The following is a 20313-nucleotide window of genomic DNA, read 5'->3' as shown; positions in this document are numbered from 1 at the left end:
GCGATTGGAGAATGAAAAAAACCGGCGAAGGACCGGTACAAAATATGAAAAAATAGCAGGTGAATTTCTGGAAAAGCAAGGATATCGGATACTGGAGTATAATTTCCGCTGCCGTTATGCGGAGATTGACATTGTTGCAAAAGACGGAGAATATCTGGTCTTTTGTGAGGTGAAATTTCGCAAAACAGGAGGGCTTTCGGCTGCTCTGGAGGCGGTATCTGTGCCCAAACAGATGCGCCTGTCCGGAGCGGCCGTTTATTATCTGATGAAGAACGGCTGCACAGAGATACCATGCCGCTTCGATGTAATAGGAATCGCGGGGAATAAGATTTCTTTGCGGAAAAATGCATTTGAGTACTGCGGAGATTTTGGAATTGTATGAGTTATGATACCGGGGAAAGGCAAATGGCTGCCTGCAGATATCACAATACGGGAGAGTACAGATGAAAATAGGATTAAAATATAAAAACGAGGAGCATATCTTTGACGAATGCATAAGTGCTGGCGTACCATTTCTCAAATATCCGATCCTTGAAAAGGAAGGGCTTGTAGAACATGGAATTTCGACCAGACTTGGAGGAGTGAGTGAAGGTTTCCTGGGAAGCATGAACCTGAGCTATACCAGAGGGGATGATCCCGCGCATGTGGACGAGAATTACAGAAGAATGGCAGCTGCAATCGGCGTGAAGCCGGAGCATATGGTCTGCACGCATCAGACCCATACGACGAACGTACGGATCGTGACAAGAGAAGATGCCGGCAAAGGTGTTACAAGAGAAAAAGATTACACAGATGTAGATGGACTGATCACAAATGTACCGGGGATCTGTCTGGTGACATTTTACGCGGACTGTGTACCGCTTCTGTTTCTGGATCCGGTGAAAAAGGTGGTAGCATCCAGCCATTCCGGCTGGAGAGGCACTGTGAACCGGATGGGACAGGTGACGGTTGAAAAGATGCAGAAAGAATTCGGTTGTGATCCAAAGAATATCCTTGCCTGTGTGGGACCGTCCATCTGTCAGGAATGCTATGAAGTCAGTGAAGATGTGATCGATATGTTCCGCGCAAATTTCAGAGAGTCTGAATATGACCGTCTGTTCTATGCCAAGGAGAATGGAAAGTTCCAGCTGGATCTCTGGAAGGCAAATGAACTGGTTCTCACAGATGCAGGGATCAGACCGGAACATATGGCGGTTACTAATGTGTGTACCTGTTGCAACCCGGAGCTTTTATTTTCCCATCGCGCATCCAAAGGAAAGAGGGGGAATCTTGCAGCATTTATTGCACTGAAGGAGGGATAAAACATGCTTTTGACACAGACAGCCGCAGGAAGTGAGGTAGAGGCGACCGTGCAGGATACGGTGGATACAATCACCGGATTTAACAAATTTATTCAGGAGAAAGGTCCGGACCTGATTGCGTTTGGAATCCGGATTTTGATGGCGCTGCTTATATTCATCATCTGCCATAAGGTGATCAACTGGATCCGCAAGATTACGCGGGCATCCATGGAACGCGCCAATTCGGATACCGGTGCAAGACAGTTTGTGGATTCTCTGTTGAAATACGGACTTCATATTCTGCTGTTTCTGGCAATTATCAATTCGCTCGGTGTAGAATCTGCATCGATTGCAGCAACGGTTGCATCGGCAGGCGTGGCAGTTGGTCTTGCCCTGCAGGGAAGTCTTTCCAACCTTGCCGGTGGGATGCTGATTTTATTTTTGAAGCCTTTTGTTGTCGGGGATTATATTATAGAAGACAGCCATGGCAATGAAGGAACGGTCAAAGAGATCCAGATCTTCTACACTAAGCTTGCCACCATTGACAACAAGACGATCATTGTGCCGAATGGAACACTTGCCAACACAAGCCTTACCAATGTGACGGACAAAGATTACCGTCAGCTGGATCTGAAGGTGGATATTGCATATGAAGCGGATCTGCGCCTTGCCAAGAAACTGCTGCAGGAACTTGTAAAAAATGATCCGTCCGTCATCCAGAGTATGGAACATAATGTCTTTGTAAATGAGCTTGGGAGCAGTTCAGTGGTGCTTGGTGTCCGTGCCTGGGTAAAAAGTGAAGAGTATTGGCCGACAAGATGGCGGATGCTGGAAAATATCAAGTTGACACTGGATGAAAATCATATTGCTATTCCATATCAGCAGATCACTGTCCATCAGGCACATATGGAGTCGGAAAAGTAGAGCTTTGTATCTGAAAAAAGACAGATATAAAAAATGTATCTGGTAAAATACAAGCGGAGAAATTGACAAAATAATCACAAAAAAGTATAATATGTTGTCAGGGTTAAAAGACAAAACACCCTATGTTTTGGAATGATGGAGTAGTTTCTGACATCATAAATCAGGAGAACGATAAGATGAGAGTCATAGCAGGGAAAGCCAGAAGAATACCACTTGTGACGGTAAAAGGAATGGAGACACGTCCGACAACCGACAGAACCAAAGAAACCTTATTCAATATGATCGCACACGGACTCTGCGACTGTACATTTCTGGATCTTTTTTCCGGAAGCGGGGCAATCGGGATTGAGGCGATCAGCCGAGGTGTAAAAAAGGCGGTTTTTGTGGAAAACAATCCGAATGCGATCCAGTGCATTATGGAGAATCTGAAAAAGACACAGCTTGCAGACCAGGCGGAAGTAATCCGGGAGGATGTATTTTCGGCACTTCGCAAGCTGGATGGAAGAGAAAAATTCGATTATGTGTTTATGGATCCACCGTACAACCATATGCTGGAAAAAGAGGTGCTTACTTATCTTGCAAAATCAGACTTGCTGGAAAAGGATGCACTGATCATCGTGGAAGCATCTTTGGCGACTGATTTTTCTTATTTGGAGGAACTTGGTTTTTTAATGATCAAACAAAAGAAATACAAAACCAATATGCATGTATTTATATCTGTGGAGGAGTAGACTCATGATAAGAGCGATTTATCCGGGAAGCTTTGACCCGGTAACTTTCGGACATCTGGATATTATTACCCGGAGCAGTAAAATTGTAGACGAACTTATAATCGGAGTATTGATGAATAAAGCAAAAACCCCGTTGTTTTCTGTAGAAGAACGTGTTAAAATGTTAAAGGAAGTGACAAAAGATCTCGGTAATGTGAAAGTAGTGCCTTTCGACGGGCTGCTTGTAGAATTTGCAAGACAGCAAAAGGCACGTCTTGTGATTCGCGGACTGCGTGCGATCACAGATTTTGAATATGAGATCCAGATGTCACAGACGAATCATAAGCTTGAACCGGAAGTAGAAACCATGTTCCTTACAACCAATCTCAAGTATTCTTACCTTAGCTCTACAATCGTAAGAGAAGTCGCAGCTTTCGGAGGGGATATTTCCCAGTTCGTGCCGGAGACTGTCGCCAAAAGTATAAAAGAAAAGATGTCACAGTAGGTCTGTGACAAGAAGGAGAGTGCAAAATTATGAGCAGCCGTATTGAGCAGATTATTGAAGAAATTGAAGAGTACATTGACAGCTGTAAGTTTCAGCCATTATCAACTACAAAGATTATCGTGAATAAAGACCAGATCGATGAACTTCTCCGTGAACTTCGTATGAAGACACCTGATGAGATCAAGCGTTATCAGAAGATCATTGCGAACAAGGATGCGATCCTTGCGGATGCACAACAGAAAGCAGAAAGCATGATTGAAGAAGCACATGCACAGACAAGTGAACTGGTAAGCGAGCATGAGATCATGCAGCAGGCATACGCACAGGCAAACGAGATCGTTATGGCAGCAACAGACCAGGCACAGCAGATTCTGGATAATGCGACTAATGATGCCAACGATATCCGTATCGGGGCAGTGCAGTATACAGATGATCTTCTTGCCAATGCTGAAAGCATCATCGGTCATACACTGAACAGTTACACAAGCAAGTATGACAGTCTGGTAACATCCCTTCAGGAATGTTATGATGTTGTCCGTAACAACCGTGCAGAACTGGAAGTTCCGGATAAGTCCTCACGCGGACTGGAAGCAGAATTCGGCGGAGAAGCCGGACAGACGGACCAGGGACAGAGAGAATAAGTTCTTTATCCGAACAATTTCATATAGCAACAAGCGAACAGGCTGGTTACCATTGCGGTAATCAGCTTTTCTGCTATATAGCGAGGAAAAGACCAGTTCTGGGATCGGATCATGCATTTTGTCTGGAAAAGCGCGCAGACTCCTCCAAAAGAACAGTGCGCCATAACGAGAAGAAACCGCAGTTCAGAAGTAAGGTCCAGCTGACAGAGCATGCGGATTCCCCCGGTCAGTTCCACTCCGGGAAGAAGCAACAATTTCCAGAAGAAATTCTGAAAGGAAAGTTCTGCCATAAAAGAAATGAGCACTGAGAAAACGATTATATATCCGCCGATTTTCGTGATGGAATCGCATGCTGACAGAATACTTTCGTCAAGAGCCTCTGAAAAAGGAAGAAATTGTCTGGGATCAGCCTGTTCTTCTACGACCGCAAAAGGATTCCGCGGCAGATACCATCTGCGGAACAAAAAGGAGCAGCACAGTGCGGCAAGGATAGGAAAAAGCAGACAGATCTGCGCCATTTCAGGCTGCTTGAGGCTCTGTACTGCCACATACCCGGTCAGAAACGCAGGACTGACATTGTTACAGAAGGAAAGCAGGTATTCTCCTTCGGCAGAAGAAATTTTCCCTTTATCAGTCAGGTCAGAGCAGGATTTTGCCCCTACTGGAAAGCCACAGAGAAATCCACAGACCACCGAAAAAGAAGCATTTTCAGAAATGCCAAGAAAAGGCTTCAGAATTGGAGAAAGGGTATGGTTGATCAGGGAAATGCTCTCTGTGCGGATCATAAGACCGGTTATAAGAAGAAAAGGAAAGAGCACCGGAAGCACCTTCCTATACCAGAGCAGCAGTCCGTTTGCGGCACCTGTGGCAACGGTTTCCGGGGAAAAAAGCATCAGAAGGAAAAGTCCGATCAGAAAAAACACAGACAGTTTTTTTGTTTTCATCGTGTATACCTGCCGTATTCTTTTGCAATAGTTTATGAAAAAACGCAGACAGATATACCGGGGCACATATGCATAGAAGAGATTCAGTGTGAATAGAATAAAAGAAAAATGGAGAAATCTTGAAAAAAAGACTGGAACGCAGATCGCTTCTGCTCCTTTTTTTATTGCTGATTTTTTGCGTGGCAGCAAGCATACAGATCAACGAGAAAGCTAAAAAAAACCGATTGAACCTAAAAACAGGAAGCACAGAAGAATTCAGAAAGCTTGGGATGGAGGAGGCGTTTTTCCAGGTTCTTGCGAAGACAGATCATGAAAAAAGAGGAAGACTTTATGCCATTTATTTTCTGGAAAACAGCCTGTTTCCACAGGATAACGAGAAAGAGCTGTTTGAAAAATGGTCGGAAAAAGAAGAGTGGAAATCTTTTGAAAAGATCTGTACAGCTCTTTGGAATGATATCCGCTATTTTCCTGTTCCGGAATCACCGAAACATCCACAGTATCAGGTATCTTTTGTGGACAGCTGGATGGGAGAGCGCACCTACGGAGGAAAAAGGGGACATGAAGGCTGTGATCTGATGGCATCGAAAGATATCCCCGGTCTCTATCCTGTTGTGAGTATGACAGATGGGGTAGTATCGGCAAGAGGCTGGCTGGAAAAGGGAGGATACAGGATCGGGATTACCGCACCGTCCGGTGCATATTTCTATTATGCACATCTGGACTCTTATGGAAGTTATCAGGAGGGGGACGAGGTGAAGGCAGGGGATATCATTGGATTTATGGGAAATACCGGATATGGTCCGGAGGGGACGAAAGGGATGTTTGCCACGCATCTGCATCTGGGAATTTATCTCTATCCGGACGGCGAAGAAACCAGCTACAATCCCTATTGGATTTTAAGACTTGCCGGGGAGAAAAAACTTTCCTGTTCTTTCTAACTATGCTATACTTAAATGATATGGAGGACGAAAGAATGATAAATTTACCAAATGAATTTGAAGAGAAGATGAAGGCACTCCTCGGAGATGAATTTGAGGATTATATAAAATGTTATGACGAGCCGAGATATTACGGACTTCGTGTGAATACGGAGAAGATTTCTGTGGAGGATTTTGTGAAGATCTGTCCGTTTGAGATCACACCGATCCCGTGGATCGACAACGGTTTTTACTATGATGGAGAAAAGATATCTCCTGCGAAGCATCCGTATTATTTTGCAGGACTTTACTACCTGCAGGAGCCGAGTGCGATGACACCGGCGAACCGTCTTCCGGTAGAACCGGGGGACCGGGTACTGGATGTCTGTGCCGCACCTGGTGGAAAGGCAACCGAGCTTGGAGCGAAGCTTCAGAACGAAGGTGTTCTGGTCGCAAATGATATCAGCAGCTCCAGAGCAAGAGGACTCTTAAAGAATCTGGAAGTTTTCGGAATCGGCAATATGCTGGTCATGAGTGAAGAACCTGGACGACTGGAACGCTATTTCAGCGGTTATTTTGACAAGATCCTGATCGATGCGCCGTGTTCCGGGGAAGGGATGTTCCGTAAGGATAGGAAGATGGTACGCGCCTGGGAAGAACATGGACCGGAATTTTTCTCGAAGCTGCAGAGAAGCATTATCACCCAGGCGGCAAGAATGTTAAAGCCGGGTGGCATGATGCTGTATTCAACCTGTACGTTTGATCCACTGGAGAATGAGGGGACGATCGAATATCTGCTCGGTGAATATCCGGAATTCGAGATCCAGGAAATCGCAGGATATGAAGGATTTGCACCGGGCAGGCCGGAAGTAACCAAGTCAAAGGATCCGGATTTTGCTAAGACTGTCCGTATTTTTCCACATCATATGAAAGGGGAGGGACATTACCTCGCACTGCTGAAAAAGAGTGAGGATGCAATCTGCCCGTCTTCCCCGGTCGCAGAGCAGAAAGCGAAGAAAATCCCGGCAGAGCTGGAGGAATTCTTCCGTGATGTAAAGTGGGATCTGAAGCCGTGGAGACTGGATATCCATGGAGAGCGCGTGTACTATATGCCGGAGAATCTTCCGGAACTGAAAGGCGCAAGATTTTTAAGAAGCGGACTTCTCCTTGGCGAACTGAAGAAAAAGCGTTTTGAACCGAGCCAGGCACTGGCGATGAACCTGAAAATGGAAGAGTACGCGCATACTTTGAACCTGTCTTCTGATGATGACCGACTGATGCGTTATCTGAAAGGCGAGACAATCGATGTGGAGGATCTGATTCCAGCTAAGGCAAAAGGCTGGCATCTGATCTGTACAGACGGTTTCCCGCTTGGATGGGGAAAAGTCACGAACGGAACTTTGAAGAACAAATATCTGCCTGGATGGAGGAATCAGTCTGCATGATGCGCATAGACAAATATCTTGCCGAGATGGGGCAGGGAACCAGAAGTGAAATCAAAAAGCTGATCCGCAGCGGACGTGTTATGGTTGATGGAGAGACGGTGAAAAAACCGGAACTTAAAATCGATGAGACCACACAGAAAGTAAGTCTTGACGGAAAACAGATTGGATACGCTAAAAAAGAGTATTATATGCTCCATAAACCTGCAGGTGTTATTTCCGCAACAAAAGATGACCGGGACAAGACAGTTCTGGATCTGATCACAGATAAAAAAAGAAATGATCTGTTCCCGGTAGGACGTCTGGATAAGGACACGGAAGGACTTCTTCTGATCACCAATGACGGAGAACTGGCACACCGCCTGCTTTCCCCAAAAAAGCATGTGGATAAGGTGTATTATGCGAAAGTACAGGGAAAGGTAGATGAATCTGATGTGAAAGCATTTGCAGATGGAGTGGATATCGGAGACGATACGCCGGCTAAAAGCGCAGATCTTCGAATCCTGAAAAGTGGTAAGGAGTCGGAAATCGAGCTTACGATCACTGAAGGACGTTTCCATCAGGTGAAGCGGATGTTTCATGCAGTCGGCAAAGAGGTAATCTATCTGAAGCGGCTTTCTATGGGAAGCCTTGTTCTGGATAAGACACTTACAAAGGGAGAATACCGGTCACTGACCGAAGAGGAGATAAAAAAATTATGTTAGAGCATACTAAAGCTGTCATTTTTGATCTGGATGGGACTCTGGTAGATTCCATGTGGGTGTGGACAGCAATAGATGAAGATTATATCAGAAAATATCATCTGAATCCGCCGGAAGATTTTCATGAGGCAATGGAAGGGATGAGCTATACCGAGACAGCGCAGTACTTTTTGAAGATTTTTCCGGAGCTTCCGCATACTGTGGAGGAGATCAAAAAAGAATGGTATGATATGTCTGTGGATAAATATACAAAAGAGGTCACACTAAAGCCAGGGGTAAAGGAATTTCTGGAGATGCTGAAAGAGAAAGGAATCCGGACAGGAATCGCAACCAGCAATGACCGGAAACTGGTGGAAGAATTTTTAAAGGCAAGGCAGATCACCCATCTTTTCGATACGATCTGTACAAGCTGCGAAGTGAATAAAGGGAAACCGGCACCGGATGTTTATCTGAAGGCGGCTGGGCAGCTGGGTGCAGATCCTTCTGCCTGTCTGGTATTTGAAGATGTTCCGATGGGAATTCTTGCTGGGAAAAATGCAGGAATGCGTGTATGCGCGGTGGACGACTGGTTTTCACGCCCACAGGATGCGAAAAAGCGGGAACTTGCCGACTATTTTATTCACAGCTATGAAGACATTACCAATCAGACATACGAGGTATTATAATGAATCATGGATTTTTACCGATCAGCAGGAAAGAGATGGAAGAACGGGGGTGGAATCAGGTAGACTTTGTCTATGTAAGCGGAGATGCCTATGTAGACCACCCGTCTTTTGGACATGCGATCATCACCCGCCTTTTAGAGGCACATGGCTTCCGCGTGGGGATCATTGCACAGCCTGACTGGAAGGATAAAGAAAGTATTACAGAATTTGGAGAGCCGCGGCTTGGATTTATGGTGTCGGCGGGAAATATGGATTCCATGGTCAACCATTATTCTGTATCAAAGAAAAGACGGCAGCAGGATTCTTATACACCGGGCGGAGTGATGGGAAAGAGACCGGATTATGCAGCAGTTGTGTACGGCAATCTGATCCGTCAGACATATAAGAAGACACCAATCATTCTGGGTGGTATCGAGGCGAGTCTTAGAAGACTTGCACATTATGATTACTGGTCCAACCAGCTTAAGCGTTCCATTCTTCTGGATTCGGGTGCAGACCTGGTTTCTTATGGAATGGGCGAACGCTCGATCATTGAGATTGCAGAGGCACTGGATGCCGGACTGGATATCAAGGACATTACCTATATCGATGGAACAGTCTGCAAGGTCAAGAATTTGGACAGTGTGTATGATGCAGAGATTCTGGAACCGTATGAAGAGATGAAAAAAGATAAGCTCCTGTACGCCAAAAGCTTTTACAGACAGTACTGCAACACAGATCCATTTTCCGGAAAGCGGCTGGTTGAGCCCTATTCGGATCATCTGTATGTGGTACAGAACCCTCCGGCAAAACCGTTGACCCAGCAGGAGATGGATGATGTCTACGCACTTCCTTACATGCGGACCTACCATCCATCTTATGAGACGGCAGGTGGAGTTCCGGCAATCCGGGAGATCAAATTCAGTCTGATCAGCAACAGGGGATGTTTTGGAGGCTGCAGTTTTTGTGCACTGACATTCCATCAGGGAAGGATCATTCAGACACGAAGTAAGGAATCACTGATCGCTGAAGCAAAGACATTTCCGGAGGATCCGGAATTCAAAGGATATATTCATGATGTAGGCGGACCGACCGCGAACTTCCGTGCGCCGGCATGTAAGAAACAGTTAAAATACGGGGCATGTACGAACAAACAGTGTCTTTTTCCAAAGCCGTGTAAAAATCTGATCGCAGATCATAAAGAATACTTAAGCATTCTCAGGGATCTCAGAAAGATACCTGGAGTCAAAAAAGTATTTATCCGTTCCGGTATCCGGTTTGACTATCTGCTGGCGGATCCGGATGACACGTTTTTCAAAGAACTGTGTCAGTATCATGTCAGCGGTCAGCTGAAAGTTGCACCGGAGCATGTAGCAGACCCGGTTCTTCAGATGATGGGCAAGCCGGAAAATGCAGTTTATGAACGTTTTACCCACAAATACGAAGAGATCAATAAAAGGCTTGGACTTAAACAGTACCTGGTTCCGTATCTGATGTCGTCCCATCCGGGTTCTACTATGAAAGAAGCGGTAAAGCTTGCCGAATACTTGCGGGATCTTGGTTATATGCCGGAGCAGGTACAGGATTTCTACCCGACACCGTCTACGATTTCCACTTGTATGTATTATACCGGTGTAGATCCGCGGACGATGAAGCCGGTGTATGTGCCGAAAAATCCGCATGAAAAAGCGATGCAGAGAGCACTGATCCAGTACCGGAATCCGAAGAATTATGATCTGGTCATGGAGGCACTGCGAATCGCAGACCGTATGGATCTGGTAGGATTTGATGAGAAATGTCTGATCCGTCCGAGAAAGCTGCATTCGGAAAAAATGCAGGAGAAGAATGGATACAGCGGAAGAAACCATGGCGGAACTCATGGCGGCACGGAGCGAAAGAGCAAAAACCCGAATGGAAATAACAAAAATCCAGGAAAGCCAAACGGAAATTATAAAAATTCAAATGCAGGGCATAAGAATACAAAGCCTGCATTTACAGGAAACGGCAGAGGTGAGTCCTCGTCAAGACTGCAGAAAAAGAAATCCATCCGTAATGTACACAAACGGAAGTAGTCACAGGAGAAAGGAGAACCGCTTATGAAGATTGCGATTGTTACCGGGGCATCCTCCGGCATGGGAAAAGAATTTGTCAGACAGATTGAACGTTTTTACAGGGAACTGGACGAAATCTGGGTGATTGCCCGCAGTGAAAAGAAGCTGGAAGAGATCAAGAAAAGCCACAAGACCTATATCCGGATCTTTGTAGGGGACATGGAAGAGGGTCTGGTATACAAGCAGGTGAAAAACCGGCTGGAGAATCAGAATCCTGATATCCGTATGCTGGTCAATGCAGCAGGATTCGGAAAGACCGGGACAGTAGAGGAGATTGCAAAGGAAGACAAGAAACTTCAGCTCCGCATGATCGACCTGAACTGCCGGGGACTGACCGAGATGACCTGTACCTGTCTGCCCTGGATGCATAAAGGAACCAGGATCATCAACCTGGCAAGCGCAGCAGCTTTTTGTCCGCAGGCAAAATTCGCAGTTTATGCAGCGACAAAGTCGTATGTACTGAGCTTTTCAAGGAGCCTTGCAGCTGAACTTAAGGAAAAAGGAATCTTCGTCACAGCGGTCTGCCCGGGACCTGTGGACACCCCGTTTTTTGAAGTGTCAGGGAAGTTGCCCGGTGGCATGAAAGAGGCTGTGATGGCAGATCCGGTACAGGTTGTAAAGCAGGCGCTCATTGATGCCAAATACAAAAAAGAGGTTTCTGTATATGGCACGGCAATGAAAGGGGCAGAAGCTGCAACCAAAGTACTTCCGCATGGAATGATCTTAAAAGCCATGTCAATGATGGAGAAAATAACGAAGGAGTAAGCGAAAGACAAGATGAAGATACAAAAAGGAGATGCAGGTTATCTGCGCAGAAGAAAACGATTATTGATACTGGAAGCTGTTGTCTCTTTTGGACTGGTTGCTGCACTGGTGATCGCCGGTTATGTGACAACAAAGACAAAGCTCAATCTGCTCACTGTAGTAGCGGTACTCGGATGTCTTCCGGCAAGCCGGATCCTGGTCAATCTGATCATGGTCATGCCGCATGATTCCATCAATGAGGCAACTGAGCTTGAAATCTCGGCTGTCACCGAAGAACTTACCGTTGCATACGATCTTGTGATCACCAGTGAGAAAAAGGCAATGCCGGTAGCAGCTGTTGCAATTTACAACAATACGATCTGTGGCTATGTGCCGGTGAAAAAAGTGGATGTGGACTATGCCGCAAAGCATATCAAATCCATTATGAAGCAGAACCAGTTCGACAAGGTGGTGGTCAAGCTTTTCCATGATTACAAAGCATTTCTGACCCGCGCCGAGGGAATGAACAACATTGCTTCTGTAGAACAGCAGGATACAAGAAAACACGAAGAGATGATCAAAGGACTCCTTCTGGACATTTCACTGTAAAAGGCAGGAGGAATAAAAAGCATGCAGAAAATAACCGTTTCGGCAAATGAAGCAGGACAGCGTCTGGACAAGCTTCTTGGAAAATATTTAAGTAATGCGCCGATGAGCTTTGTTTACAAGATGCTGCGGAAAAAGAACATCAAGTTAAACGGGAAAAAAGCGCAGGGAAATGAAAAACTGACAAAAGGAGACCAGGTTGAAGTATTTCTCTCAGATGATACCTGGCAGAAATTCGCAGGAGCACCGGGAGCAGAAAAGCAGCTTCCGGCAGATCTTGCACGGGCAATGGAAAGCAGCATCCGGCTGTCGGTAATTTATGAGGATCCGGATATTCTGATCCTGAACAAACCATCAGGCATGCTTTCCCAGAAAGCAGCACCGTCTGACCTTTCCCTGAATGAATATATGATCGCGTATCTGCTGAAAAAAGGCGATCTGAAACTAGCTGAGCTTGCTACTTTCCGCCCATCTGTCTGTAACCGCCTGGACCGGAATACAAGTGGTCTTGTAACCGCAGGGAAAAGCCTTGCGGGATTACAGCAGCTCAGCGAGATTTTAAGAAACAGGACCGTGAAAAAATATTATCTCACGATCGTGGATGGGGTGATAAAAAACCGTCAGAAGATCGAAGGATATCTTCTGAAAAATGAGATGACCAATCAGGTGAAAATTCTGAAAGAAGCAAAAGGCGAGGCAAAGCCGATAGCCACAGAGTATATTCCGCTTGCGGATAATGGTCAGCAGACGATTCTGAAGGTGCATCTGATCACGGGACGGACCCATCAGATCCGTGCACATCTGTCTTCGATCGGTCATCCGATCATCGGGGATAGCAAGTATGGTAATCCAAAGGTCAATTCTATTTTCAGGAAAAAATATGCGTTAAAATATCAACTTTTACATGCATGGAAAATGCAGTTCCCGAAAAGAGAGGATGCGCTTGCAAAGGTATCGGAAAAGGAGCTTACCGCGCCTCTTCCGGAAGGATTTACAACCATCATAAAAGGAGAAGGATTAGAATGGGAACCTGGAATTCAAGAGGGCTAAGAGGTTCAACCCTGGAGGATTTTATTAACCGGACGAATGAACGCTATCAGCAGCAGGGACTGGCGCTCATTCAGAAAATCCCGACACCGATCACTCCGGTACGAATGGACAAAGATCACCGCCAGATCACGCTGGCCTATTTTGACCAGCGCAGTACGGTCGATTATATTGGAGCAGTACAGGGAATTCCCGTATGTTTTGACGCAAAAGAGTGCAGTATGGATACCTTTCCACTACACAATATCCATGAACACCAGATGAACTTTATGCGGGATTTTGAAAAACAGGATGGAATTTCCTTTTTTCTTATCTATTACAGTACAAAAAACCTGCTTTATTACATGCGTTTTGAAGAAATAGAAGTGTTTTGGGAGCGGATGAAGCAGGGCGGACGGAAAAGTGTACGCTTTGAAGAACTGGATGAGGAATATTTTATGCAGCTAAGGCAGGGCGTATTCGTTCCGTATCTGGAGATGCTCCAGAAGGATCTGGATCACCGGGAAGAAAGATAAGAAACATGGAGAAGAGATTAGCAGGATAGAACTTCTGAGTGTGCAGGCTTGACAAGCTGCGTCAAAGTTCGTATAATACAACAAGGTCACGTTTTAATATGGTAACATACTAAAGTGACAAATAAACAAAAAAGAGGAGTTACAATCTATGGAGCAGTTATTACATACACCCGAAGGGGTCCGAGACATTTATCATGAAGAATGCGCCAAAAAGCTGGCACTTCAGAACCGACTTCATAAGACTCTGCATTTGTACGGATATCATGATATCCAGACTCCTATGTATGAATATTTTGATGTATTCAGAAAAGAGATCGGAACCATTCCTTCAAGGGAATTATATAAATTTTTTGACAGAGACGGCAACACACTGGTGTTAAGACCGGATATCACTCCGCAGATCGCACGTGCGACGGCAACTTTATTTAAGGATGATGAGCTCCCGGCAAGGCTTTGCTATATGGGGAATACATTTATCAATCATTCCAGTTATCAGGGACGATTAAAGGAAAGTACCCAGATGGGCGCGGAGATGATCGGACTGGATGCGGCGGATGCTGATGCGGAGATGCTGGCACTTGTCATTGACTGTCTGAAGAATGCCGGACTGGAAGAATTTCAGATCAGTATAGGAAATGTAGACTTTTTCCAGAGTCTGATCGAGGAATCCGAGATTGATGATGAGACAGAAGAACGTCTGCGTGAGTTGATTAACAACCGGAACTTTTTCGGTGCAGACGAACTTTTAGAAGAGGCTGATGCAAAACCGGTGTCAAGAAAAGCATTTTCTGCACTTTCAGAGATGGTCGGTGGTGTGGAGATCCTGGAGGAGGCGAAAAAGGTAGCGCCAAGCAAAAAAGCGATGAAAGCAATCCGGCGTCTCGAAAAAATCTACGCGATCTTATCTGTCTACAAAATGGAACAGTATATTACGTTTGATCTGAGCATGAGCGGAATTTACGGATATTATACCGGTATTATCTTCCGTGGATACACTTTTGGGACCGGGGATGCCATTGTAAAAGGCGGACGTTATGACCACCTGGTTGAAAAGTTTGGAAAAGCAGAGCCGGCGATCGGTTTTGCGATCGTAGTAGATGAACTGATGAGCGCACTTTCCCGCCAGAAGATCCAGATCTCAAGTGGCGAGAAGAGTTCCCTGATCTTATATGATAAAGAACGGTTGAAGGATGCAATCCAGCTTGCCATGGAATTCAGAGGGAAGGACAAGAATACCCAGATCCTTCAGAAAGCATCGGATAAGTCGCTGGAATTCTATGTGGATTATGGAAAACGCAGTCTTGCAGGAAGCATGCTGTATCTTCGCAGCAAAGGAGATGTGCAGATGGTGAACCTGATGACCGGCGAAGAGAAAATTGTAGGGTAGGGGTGAGACGATGAAAGACACAAGATATTTGACATTTGCGCTCTGTAAGGGGCGGCTCGCAAAACAGACACTGGAGCTTCTGGAAGAACTGGGGATCACCTGTGAGGAAATGAAAGATAAAGATTCCAGAAAGCTGATTTTTGTGAATGAAGAATTAAAACTCAAATTTTTCTTATCGAAGGGACCGGATGTACCGACCTATGTAGAATATGGTGCGGCGGACATCGGCGTGGTCGGAAAAGACACGATTCTGGAAGCGGGAAAGAAGGTACATGAGGTACTGGATCTTGGTTTTGGTAAATGCAGGATGTGCGTATGCGGACCGGCAGATGCGAAAAAATATCTGGAGAATCACGAACTGATCCGTGTGGCAACAAAATATCCGAATATTGCAAAGGATTATTTTTATAATACCAGACACCAGACGGTAGAGATTATCAAATTGAACGGTTCGATTGAACTTGCACCGATCGTTGGCCTTTCAGAGGTGATCGTGGATATCGTGGAAACCGGATCCACCCTGAAGGAGAACGGACTTGTAGTTCTCGATGAGGTTTGCCCGTTATCAGCGCGTATGATCGTAAACCCGGTCAGCATGCGTCTGGAAAATGACAGGATCAAGGAACTTCTTTATAAACTCAGAAGTATATTAAAAAGGGAGGCTTAATGCACATGAGAATACAAAAGCTGAACAGCGATACAAAAAAAAATCTGCTGGAAGATCTGCTGAAAAGAAGTCCGAACAATTATGGACAGTATGAGGCAAGCGTAAAAGAAATTTTAGATAAAGTAAAAGAAGAAAAAGATGCGGCAGTTTTTGCATACACTGCCAAATTTGATGGGGCAGAGCTTACTGCAGATACGATTGAAGTCACAGATGCAGAAATTGAAGAAGCATATGCGCAGGTTGATGATACACTTCTTACAGTCATCCGCAAAGCAAAAGACAATATCGAAAGTTATCATGCAAAACAGCGTCAGAACAGCTGGTTTGACAGTAAACCGGACGGAACCATTCTTGGGCAGAAGATCACTCCGCTTCACAGAGTCGGCGTGTATGTGCCGGGAGGAAAGGCAGTTTATCCGTCTTCGGTACTGATGAATGTGATGCCGGCAAAGGTTGCCGGTGTGGATGAGATCATCATGGTAACGCCTCCTGGAAAAAATGGAAAAGTAAGTCCGAATACACTGGTTGCAGCCAAAGAAGCCGGTGTGAATAAGATCTACAAGGTCGGCGGTGCACAGGCAATTGCAGCCCTTGCATACGGAACAGAGAGTATCCCGAAGGTTGACAAGATCGTAGGACCTGGAAATATCTATGTAGCACTTGCAAAGAAAGCAGTTTACGGTCATGTCAGCATTGATTCCATTGCAGGACCAAGTGAAATCCTGGTTGTGGCAGATGAGACAGCTAATCCGAGATATGTTGCGGCAGACCTGCTTTCCCAGGCAGAGCATGATGAGCTCGCTTCCGCAATTCTTGTTACGACAAGTGAAAAGCTGGCACATGAGGTATCCGATCAGGTAGATGGTTTCTTAAAAGAACTTTCAAGAGCAGAGATCATTTCCAAATCTCTGGATAATTACGGATATATTCTGCTTGCCGATACGATGGAAGATGTGATCGACGTGGCAAATGAGATTGCATCCGAGCATTTGGAAATCCAGACAAAAAATCCATTTGAAGTGATGACCAAGATCCGCAATGCAGGAGCTATCTTTATCGGAGAATATGCAAGCGAGCCACTGGGCGATTATTTCGCCGGACCAAACCATATCCTTCCGACCAACGGAACCGCTAAATTCTTTTCCCCGCTTTCTGTAGACGATTTCATTAAGAAATCCAGTATCATCTCTTATTCAAGAGAAGCACTGCAGAAGGTACATAAGGATATCGAAAGCTTTGCAAAAGCGGAACAGCTGACTGCGCATGCCAATTCGATCCATGTACGTTTTGAAGAGGAGGACTAAAAGATGGAGAGCAGAGTTGCATCCTGCAGTCGTGTGACAAAAGAGACACAGATCGAGATGACACTGAATCTGGACGGAACAGGAAAGACTGACATTTCTACTGGCATCGGTTTCTTTGACCATATGCTTTCCGGCTTTGCAAGACATGGACTTTTTGATCTGACTGTCAAAGTTACCGGAGATCTGGAGGTAGACAGCCACCACACGATCGAGGATACCGGAATCGTGCTGGGGCAGACCATTGCAAAAGCATTGGGAGATAAAAAAGGAATCAAGCGGTATGGACATTTTATGCTTCCGATGGATGAGGTGCTGGTGCTTTCGGCAATCGACCTTTCCGGAAGACCATATCTGAATTTTGGCGCCACATTTACCTGTGACAAATTAGGAGAACTGGACACGGAGATGGTAAAAGAATTTTTCTATGCTGTTTCCTACAGCGGTGCAATGAACCTGCACCTGAAAGTCCTGGATGGCGGCAACAACCATCATATGGCAGAGGCGTTATTTAAAGCATTTGGAAAAGCGCTTGATATGGCTGTATCCGAAGAACCACGGATGAAAGAAGTGTGGTCTACAAAAGGCAGTCTGTAAAAAGATAAAAGGAGTTTCTCGTATGAGTTATAAAAGATTGATTCCCTGCATTTTTATCCTTGGAGGGAAGGCGGTAAAATGGTTTGATGACCAGACAGTTGTATCTGAAGATGTGATCGCGCTGGCAAAAGAGTACAGCGATAACGGGGCGGATGAACTTCTGGTATTTGACCTGTCAAGTACGGACCAGGATCATGATGAGTCCATTGAACTGATGAAAAAGATCAACCGCGTGATTCGGATCCCGATGGTTGCCGGAGGAAATGTAAAGCGGCAGGAGGATGTAAAGAAAATCCTCTACACCGGTGCAAAGCGTGCCATGCTGAATTTTTCAAAGCCGGATTCACAGAAACTGATCGAAGAGGTGGCAAAGCGGTTTGGAAAAGAGAAGATCGCGGTGTCACTGAATGACTTTGATACATTATTTAAGCAGCAGCATCTGATCCAGACTTACAGTAGCCAGATTGTATTTATGCACCGTCTGGATCTGAATTCCGTTGTAAATATTACAGATATTCCGTGTGTGGTTGTGACCGATACACTGGAAAAGGAAGAGCTTTTTAAGATCCTGGAATGCCCGGGTGTGAAAGGACTTTCTGGAATGTATGTGAGTCAGAGAGAAATCAATTGTGCTGATTTCAAAGAAGAGTGCAGCCAGAAAGGAATTCGTATGACATCCTTTGAGAGTCTGATGGATTTTTCCGAATTTAAATTAAATTCCGATGGATTACTTCCGGTTGTCACACAGCATTATAAGACGTCCGAAGTGCTGATGGTGGCATACATGAATCAGGAGGCATTTGAAAAAACAGTGAAAACCGGACGGATGACCTATTTCAGCCGGAGCAGACAGAGTCTCTGGACAAAAGGCGAGACATCCGGACATTTTCAGTATGTCAAATCTCTGACCATCGACTGTGACAAAGATACCCTGCTTGCAAAAGTCGATCAGGTAGGAGCGGCATGTCATACCGGCAATCCGACCTGCTTCTTCCAGCCAATCGTAGGGGATCAGTATGAAGAAATCAATACGCAGCAGGTATTCGAGAGCGTGTATCATACGATCATGGATCGCAAAGAGCATCCAAAGGAAGGATCTTACACGAACTATCTGTTTGAAAAAGGTATTGATAAAATTCTGAAGAAGGTTGGAGAAGAGGCTGCCGAGATCATCATTGCGGCGAAGAATCCGAACCAGGAAGAAGTCAAATATGAAATGTGTGATTTCCTGTATCATATGATGGTGCTGATGGCAGAACGGGGGATCACCTGGGATGACATCATGGAAGAGATGGCAAAACGGTAAAAATTGCATATGTGAAAAGATGTGGGACATATACTGAGGTAGAGGTATATGTCCTTTTTGTTTGTCTGAAATTGGGAAAGAACTTTCTGGTAAATGAAAAGAACTACCTGCCAAAGATGCGCACTCGCGCAAAGAAGAATGTTGCAAGTAACTGCGTTCGGCGTAGAATGCACCGAGGCACATTCATTTTAATTGGATGCTTTAGCAGAAGGGAGAGATTGGAATGAACGAATCACAGGAACGCCGCGAGGAGTTGCTTAGGATGTCACGTCAAAAATGGAGAAAAGGCAGTATCCCGGCGGTGCATCCAAGGTATCAGCATGTATACAGGGGATTATATGGAGAACATTCTTCAGAAGAAAATGGCGGAAGCAGTTTCTTTGCACGGATGTTTATCAGTTTCCTTATCTTTGGGATGTTTGTGGCGGCAGATTATACAGGAGAGAAAATCTGGAAATATACGCCCTCACAGATCGTGTCACAGATTGAGTACCAACCGGATATTATGACTGGGAACTGGTAAGAGAAGATAGGAAAGCAGTTCTATGGAGGAGACGGACTTGTAGAAAATACAATCCGCAATATCAGAGAGCTTGCAAAGAAGGGAATGCGTGAAACGGATAAGACGATCATCCAGATCATAACAAGGTAACATATTGACAAAGTAATATGAACAGGAACCATAAATGTAGAAATTGTGTATTTTTACCAAAAAAACACCACATATGGTTAAATTTGTGCTATAATTAAAAATAATCAAACAAAAGATGAATGGAACTCCTAAATTTAATGTTTCATACATTTTATTAATGCAATTGTTAATGCGAAGAAGAATTTTTTGAAAACTTCAAAAATTAACATACAACTTATAGTCTATTTACGAGAGGAGGATCAATTATTGAAGTTTAGGAACAAATTTATATCAAAAAGGATCGGGACAAAGACACTGGCAAGTCTTCTGGCATTTGGAATGGCTCTTGGTTCGCCAATGGCGGTATTTGCCGATGATGGAGAAACGGCCGTTGTGGCAGAGAATACAGTGCAGGCAAAAAAGACAGATGGATCGGAAGTATTTGTGAGTGTATCTGATTATGTACGGGGAATGATGGAAAGAGGAGCAGTCAGGCTGAATGATGAAACCGGCTATCTGGAAGATACCTCGACTGGTCAGAAAGTGGATCCGGAGACAGGAGAACGCCTGACAGAGACACCGGATGTTCCGGAGACACCAGTCATACCGGACACCCCTGGAAATCAAGAAAATCCAGAGACTCCGGAAACCCCGGAGAATCCAGAAATTCCAGAGGCTCCAGAAAAACCGGAT

Annotated in this window: 22 protein-coding genes and 1 pseudogene; 22 read left to right on the top strand and 1 reads right to left on the bottom strand. The window is 45.1% G+C overall.

All coding sequences use genetic code 11. The annotated features are described in order from the left end of the window. The first annotated feature begins 4 nt into the window (after positions 1-4). From PG418_RS13520 to PG418_RS13495, 6 genes are all read left to right on the top strand, one after another. Positions 5-382 (top strand): YraN family protein, encoded by a 378-nt coding sequence (locus PG418_RS13520; protein WP_022220621.1) that lies wholly within the window; start codon positions 5-7, stop codon positions 380-382. Positions 383-443: 61 nt separating this feature from the next. Then, a complete protein-coding gene (gene pgeF, locus PG418_RS13515) occupies positions 444-1301 on the top strand; it encodes a peptidoglycan editing factor PgeF (RefSeq protein ID WP_055157169.1) in 858 nt (285 codons plus the stop codon). A gap of 3 nt (positions 1302-1304) precedes the next feature. Beyond that, a complete protein-coding gene (locus PG418_RS13510) occupies positions 1305-2204 on the top strand; it encodes a mechanosensitive ion channel family protein (RefSeq protein ID WP_055157171.1) in 900 nt (299 codons plus the stop codon). Between the two features lie 122 nt (positions 2205-2326). Continuing rightward, positions 2327-2935, top strand: coding sequence for a 16S rRNA (guanine(966)-N(2))-methyltransferase RsmD (gene rsmD / locus PG418_RS13505; RefSeq protein WP_498837514.1), 609 nt, complete (start codon positions 2327-2329; stop codon positions 2933-2935). Positions 2936-2939: 4 nt separating this feature from the next. Continuing rightward, positions 2940-3419 (top strand): pantetheine-phosphate adenylyltransferase, encoded by a 480-nt coding sequence (gene coaD, locus PG418_RS13500; RefSeq protein ID WP_008370580.1) that lies wholly within the window; start codon positions 2940-2942, stop codon positions 3417-3419. A gap of 29 nt (positions 3420-3448) precedes the next feature. Beyond that, on the top strand, positions 3449-4060 hold the full coding sequence (locus PG418_RS13495) for an ATP synthase subunit B family protein (RefSeq protein WP_008370579.1): 612 nt from the start codon (positions 3449-3451) through the stop codon (positions 4058-4060). A gap of 5 nt (positions 4061-4065) precedes the next feature. Here PG418_RS13495 and PG418_RS13490 read toward each other — a convergent pair whose 3' ends face one another. After that, on the bottom strand, positions 4066-5004 hold the full coding sequence (locus PG418_RS13490) for a nucleoside recognition domain-containing protein (protein WP_498837513.1): 939 nt from the start codon (positions 5002-5004) through the stop codon (positions 4066-4068). Positions 5005-5123: 119 nt separating this feature from the next. Between PG418_RS13490 and PG418_RS13485 the strand changes: the two genes are divergently transcribed. The 16 genes and pseudogenes from PG418_RS13485 to PG418_RS13410 form a co-directional block, all read left to right on the top strand. Further along, a complete protein-coding gene (locus PG418_RS13485; protein ID WP_022220617.1) occupies positions 5124-5942 on the top strand; it encodes a M23 family metallopeptidase in 819 nt (272 codons plus the stop codon). 38 nt (positions 5943-5980) lie between these two features. After that, positions 5981-7366, top strand: coding sequence for an RsmF rRNA methyltransferase first C-terminal domain-containing protein (locus PG418_RS13480; protein WP_498837522.1), 1386 nt, complete (start codon positions 5981-5983; stop codon positions 7364-7366). Then, entirely contained in the window at positions 7363-8067 is a 705-nt protein-coding gene (locus PG418_RS13475) for a pseudouridine synthase (protein WP_498837512.1), read from the top strand. Before PG418_RS13480 ends, PG418_RS13475 begins: the two co-directional genes overlap by 4 nt. After that, a complete protein-coding gene (locus PG418_RS13470; RefSeq protein ID WP_008370570.1) occupies positions 8061-8729 on the top strand; it encodes an HAD family hydrolase in 669 nt (222 codons plus the stop codon). The genes PG418_RS13475 and PG418_RS13470 overlap by 7 nt, the downstream gene beginning before the upstream one ends. After that, positions 8729-10780 (top strand): YgiQ family radical SAM protein, encoded by a 2052-nt coding sequence (locus tag PG418_RS13465; RefSeq protein WP_498837511.1) that lies wholly within the window; start codon positions 8729-8731, stop codon positions 10778-10780. Before PG418_RS13470 ends, PG418_RS13465 begins: the two co-directional genes overlap by 1 nt. Positions 10781-10804: 24 nt before the next feature. Continuing rightward, positions 10805-11584: an SDR family NAD(P)-dependent oxidoreductase gene (locus PG418_RS13460; RefSeq protein WP_498837510.1), complete on the top strand. Its 780-nt coding sequence runs from the start codon at positions 10805-10807 to the stop codon at positions 11582-11584. Positions 11585-11596: 12 nt separating this feature from the next. After that, entirely contained in the window at positions 11597-12172 is a 576-nt protein-coding gene (locus PG418_RS13455) for a hypothetical protein (RefSeq protein ID WP_227120043.1), read from the top strand. 21 nt (positions 12173-12193) lie between these two features. After that, complete coding sequence (locus PG418_RS13450) at positions 12194-13219, top strand: RluA family pseudouridine synthase (protein WP_498837509.1); 1026 nt, start codon at positions 12194-12196, stop codon at positions 13217-13219. Continuing rightward, positions 13192-13731 (top strand): Holliday junction resolvase RecU, encoded by a 540-nt coding sequence (locus tag PG418_RS13445; RefSeq protein WP_008370565.1) that lies wholly within the window; start codon positions 13192-13194, stop codon positions 13729-13731. The genes PG418_RS13450 and PG418_RS13445 overlap by 28 nt, the downstream gene beginning before the upstream one ends. 148 nt (positions 13732-13879) lie before the next feature. Beyond that, complete coding sequence (gene hisZ / locus PG418_RS13440; protein ID WP_177999326.1) at positions 13880-15118, top strand: ATP phosphoribosyltransferase regulatory subunit; 1239 nt, start codon at positions 13880-13882, stop codon at positions 15116-15118. Between the two features lie 10 nt (positions 15119-15128). Continuing rightward, on the top strand, positions 15129-15785 hold the full coding sequence (gene hisG / locus PG418_RS13435; RefSeq protein ID WP_022220614.1) for an ATP phosphoribosyltransferase: 657 nt from the start codon (positions 15129-15131) through the stop codon (positions 15783-15785). Positions 15786-15790: 5 nt separating this feature from the next. Next, positions 15791-17089, top strand: a complete 1299-nt coding sequence (gene hisD / locus PG418_RS13430; protein ID WP_055157227.1) for a histidinol dehydrogenase — start codon at positions 15791-15793, stop codon at positions 17087-17089. Positions 17090-17092: 3 nt separating this feature from the next. Beyond that, the gene (hisB, locus tag PG418_RS13425) at positions 17093-17683 is read left to right on the top strand and encodes an imidazoleglycerol-phosphate dehydratase HisB (protein ID WP_008370558.1); all 591 of its coding nucleotides are present in this window, start codon (positions 17093-17095) and stop codon (positions 17681-17683) included. Positions 17684-17705: 22 nt separating this feature from the next. After that, on the top strand, positions 17706-18989 hold the full coding sequence (gene hisIE / locus PG418_RS13420; protein ID WP_498837508.1) for a bifunctional phosphoribosyl-AMP cyclohydrolase/phosphoribosyl-ATP diphosphatase HisIE: 1284 nt from the start codon (positions 17706-17708) through the stop codon (positions 18987-18989). 223 nt (positions 18990-19212) lie between these two features. Further along, complete coding sequence (locus PG418_RS13415; RefSeq protein WP_008370556.1) at positions 19213-19512, top strand: hypothetical protein; 300 nt, start codon at positions 19213-19215, stop codon at positions 19510-19512. A 375-nt stretch (positions 19513-19887) separates the two neighbouring features. Beyond that, a pseudogene (locus PG418_RS13410) lies at positions 19888-20313 on the top strand (NlpC/P60 family protein); the annotation flags it as partial.

Source organism: Bariatricus sp. TF06-38A, assembly GCF_027690675.1.
GTDB lineage: Bacteria > Bacillota > Clostridia > Lachnospirales > Lachnospiraceae > Allocoprococcus > Allocoprococcus comes.
Note: the sequence above shows the minus strand (reverse complement) of the source record. Positions and strands in the feature narration are given on the sequence as shown.

What these genes read in the sequence shown, in the direction of transcription:
- hisG (WP_022220614.1), top strand. Translation starts at nt 15,129, where the DNA reads ATGAAAGACACAAGATATTTGACATTTGCGCTCTGTAAGGGGCGGCTC.
- PG418_RS13495 (WP_008370579.1), top strand. Translation starts at nt 3,449, where the DNA reads ATGAGCAGCCGTATTGAGCAGATTATTGAAGAAATTGAAGAGTACATT.
- hisB (WP_008370558.1), top strand. Translation starts at nt 17,093, where the DNA reads ATGGAGAGCAGAGTTGCATCCTGCAGTCGTGTGACAAAAGAGACACAG.
- hisZ (WP_177999326.1), top strand. Translation starts at nt 13,880, where the DNA reads ATGGAGCAGTTATTACATACACCCGAAGGGGTCCGAGACATTTATCAT.
- coaD (WP_008370580.1), top strand. Translation starts at nt 2,940, where the DNA reads ATGATAAGAGCGATTTATCCGGGAAGCTTTGACCCGGTAACTTTCGGA.
- PG418_RS13460 (WP_498837510.1), top strand. Translation starts at nt 10,805, where the DNA reads ATGAAGATTGCGATTGTTACCGGGGCATCCTCCGGCATGGGAAAAGAA.
- hisIE (WP_498837508.1), top strand. Translation starts at nt 17,706, where the DNA reads ATGAGTTATAAAAGATTGATTCCCTGCATTTTTATCCTTGGAGGGAAG.
- hisD (WP_055157227.1), top strand. Translation starts at nt 15,791, where the DNA reads ATGAGAATACAAAAGCTGAACAGCGATACAAAAAAAAATCTGCTGGAA.
- PG418_RS13450 (WP_498837509.1), top strand. Translation starts at nt 12,194, where the DNA reads ATGCAGAAAATAACCGTTTCGGCAAATGAAGCAGGACAGCGTCTGGAC.
- pgeF (WP_055157169.1), top strand. Translation starts at nt 444, where the DNA reads ATGAAAATAGGATTAAAATATAAAAACGAGGAGCATATCTTTGACGAA.
- PG418_RS13475 (WP_498837512.1), top strand. Translation starts at nt 7,363, where the DNA reads ATGATGCGCATAGACAAATATCTTGCCGAGATGGGGCAGGGAACCAGA.
- PG418_RS13510 (WP_055157171.1), top strand. Translation starts at nt 1,305, where the DNA reads ATGCTTTTGACACAGACAGCCGCAGGAAGTGAGGTAGAGGCGACCGTG.
- PG418_RS13490 (WP_498837513.1), bottom strand. Translation starts at nt 5,004, where the DNA reads ATGAAAACAAAAAAACTGTCTGTGTTTTTTCTGATCGGACTTTTCCTT.
- PG418_RS13415 (WP_008370556.1), top strand. Translation starts at nt 19,213, where the DNA reads ATGAACGAATCACAGGAACGCCGCGAGGAGTTGCTTAGGATGTCACGT.
- rsmD (WP_498837514.1), top strand. Translation starts at nt 2,327, where the DNA reads ATGTTTTGGAATGATGGAGTAGTTTCTGACATCATAAATCAGGAGAAC.
- PG418_RS13455 (WP_227120043.1), top strand. Translation starts at nt 11,597, where the DNA reads ATGAAGATACAAAAAGGAGATGCAGGTTATCTGCGCAGAAGAAAACGA.
- PG418_RS13465 (WP_498837511.1), top strand. Translation starts at nt 8,729, where the DNA reads ATGAATCATGGATTTTTACCGATCAGCAGGAAAGAGATGGAAGAACGG.
- PG418_RS13470 (WP_008370570.1), top strand. Translation starts at nt 8,061, where the DNA reads ATGTTAGAGCATACTAAAGCTGTCATTTTTGATCTGGATGGGACTCTG.
- PG418_RS13445 (WP_008370565.1), top strand. Translation starts at nt 13,192, where the DNA reads ATGGGAACCTGGAATTCAAGAGGGCTAAGAGGTTCAACCCTGGAGGAT.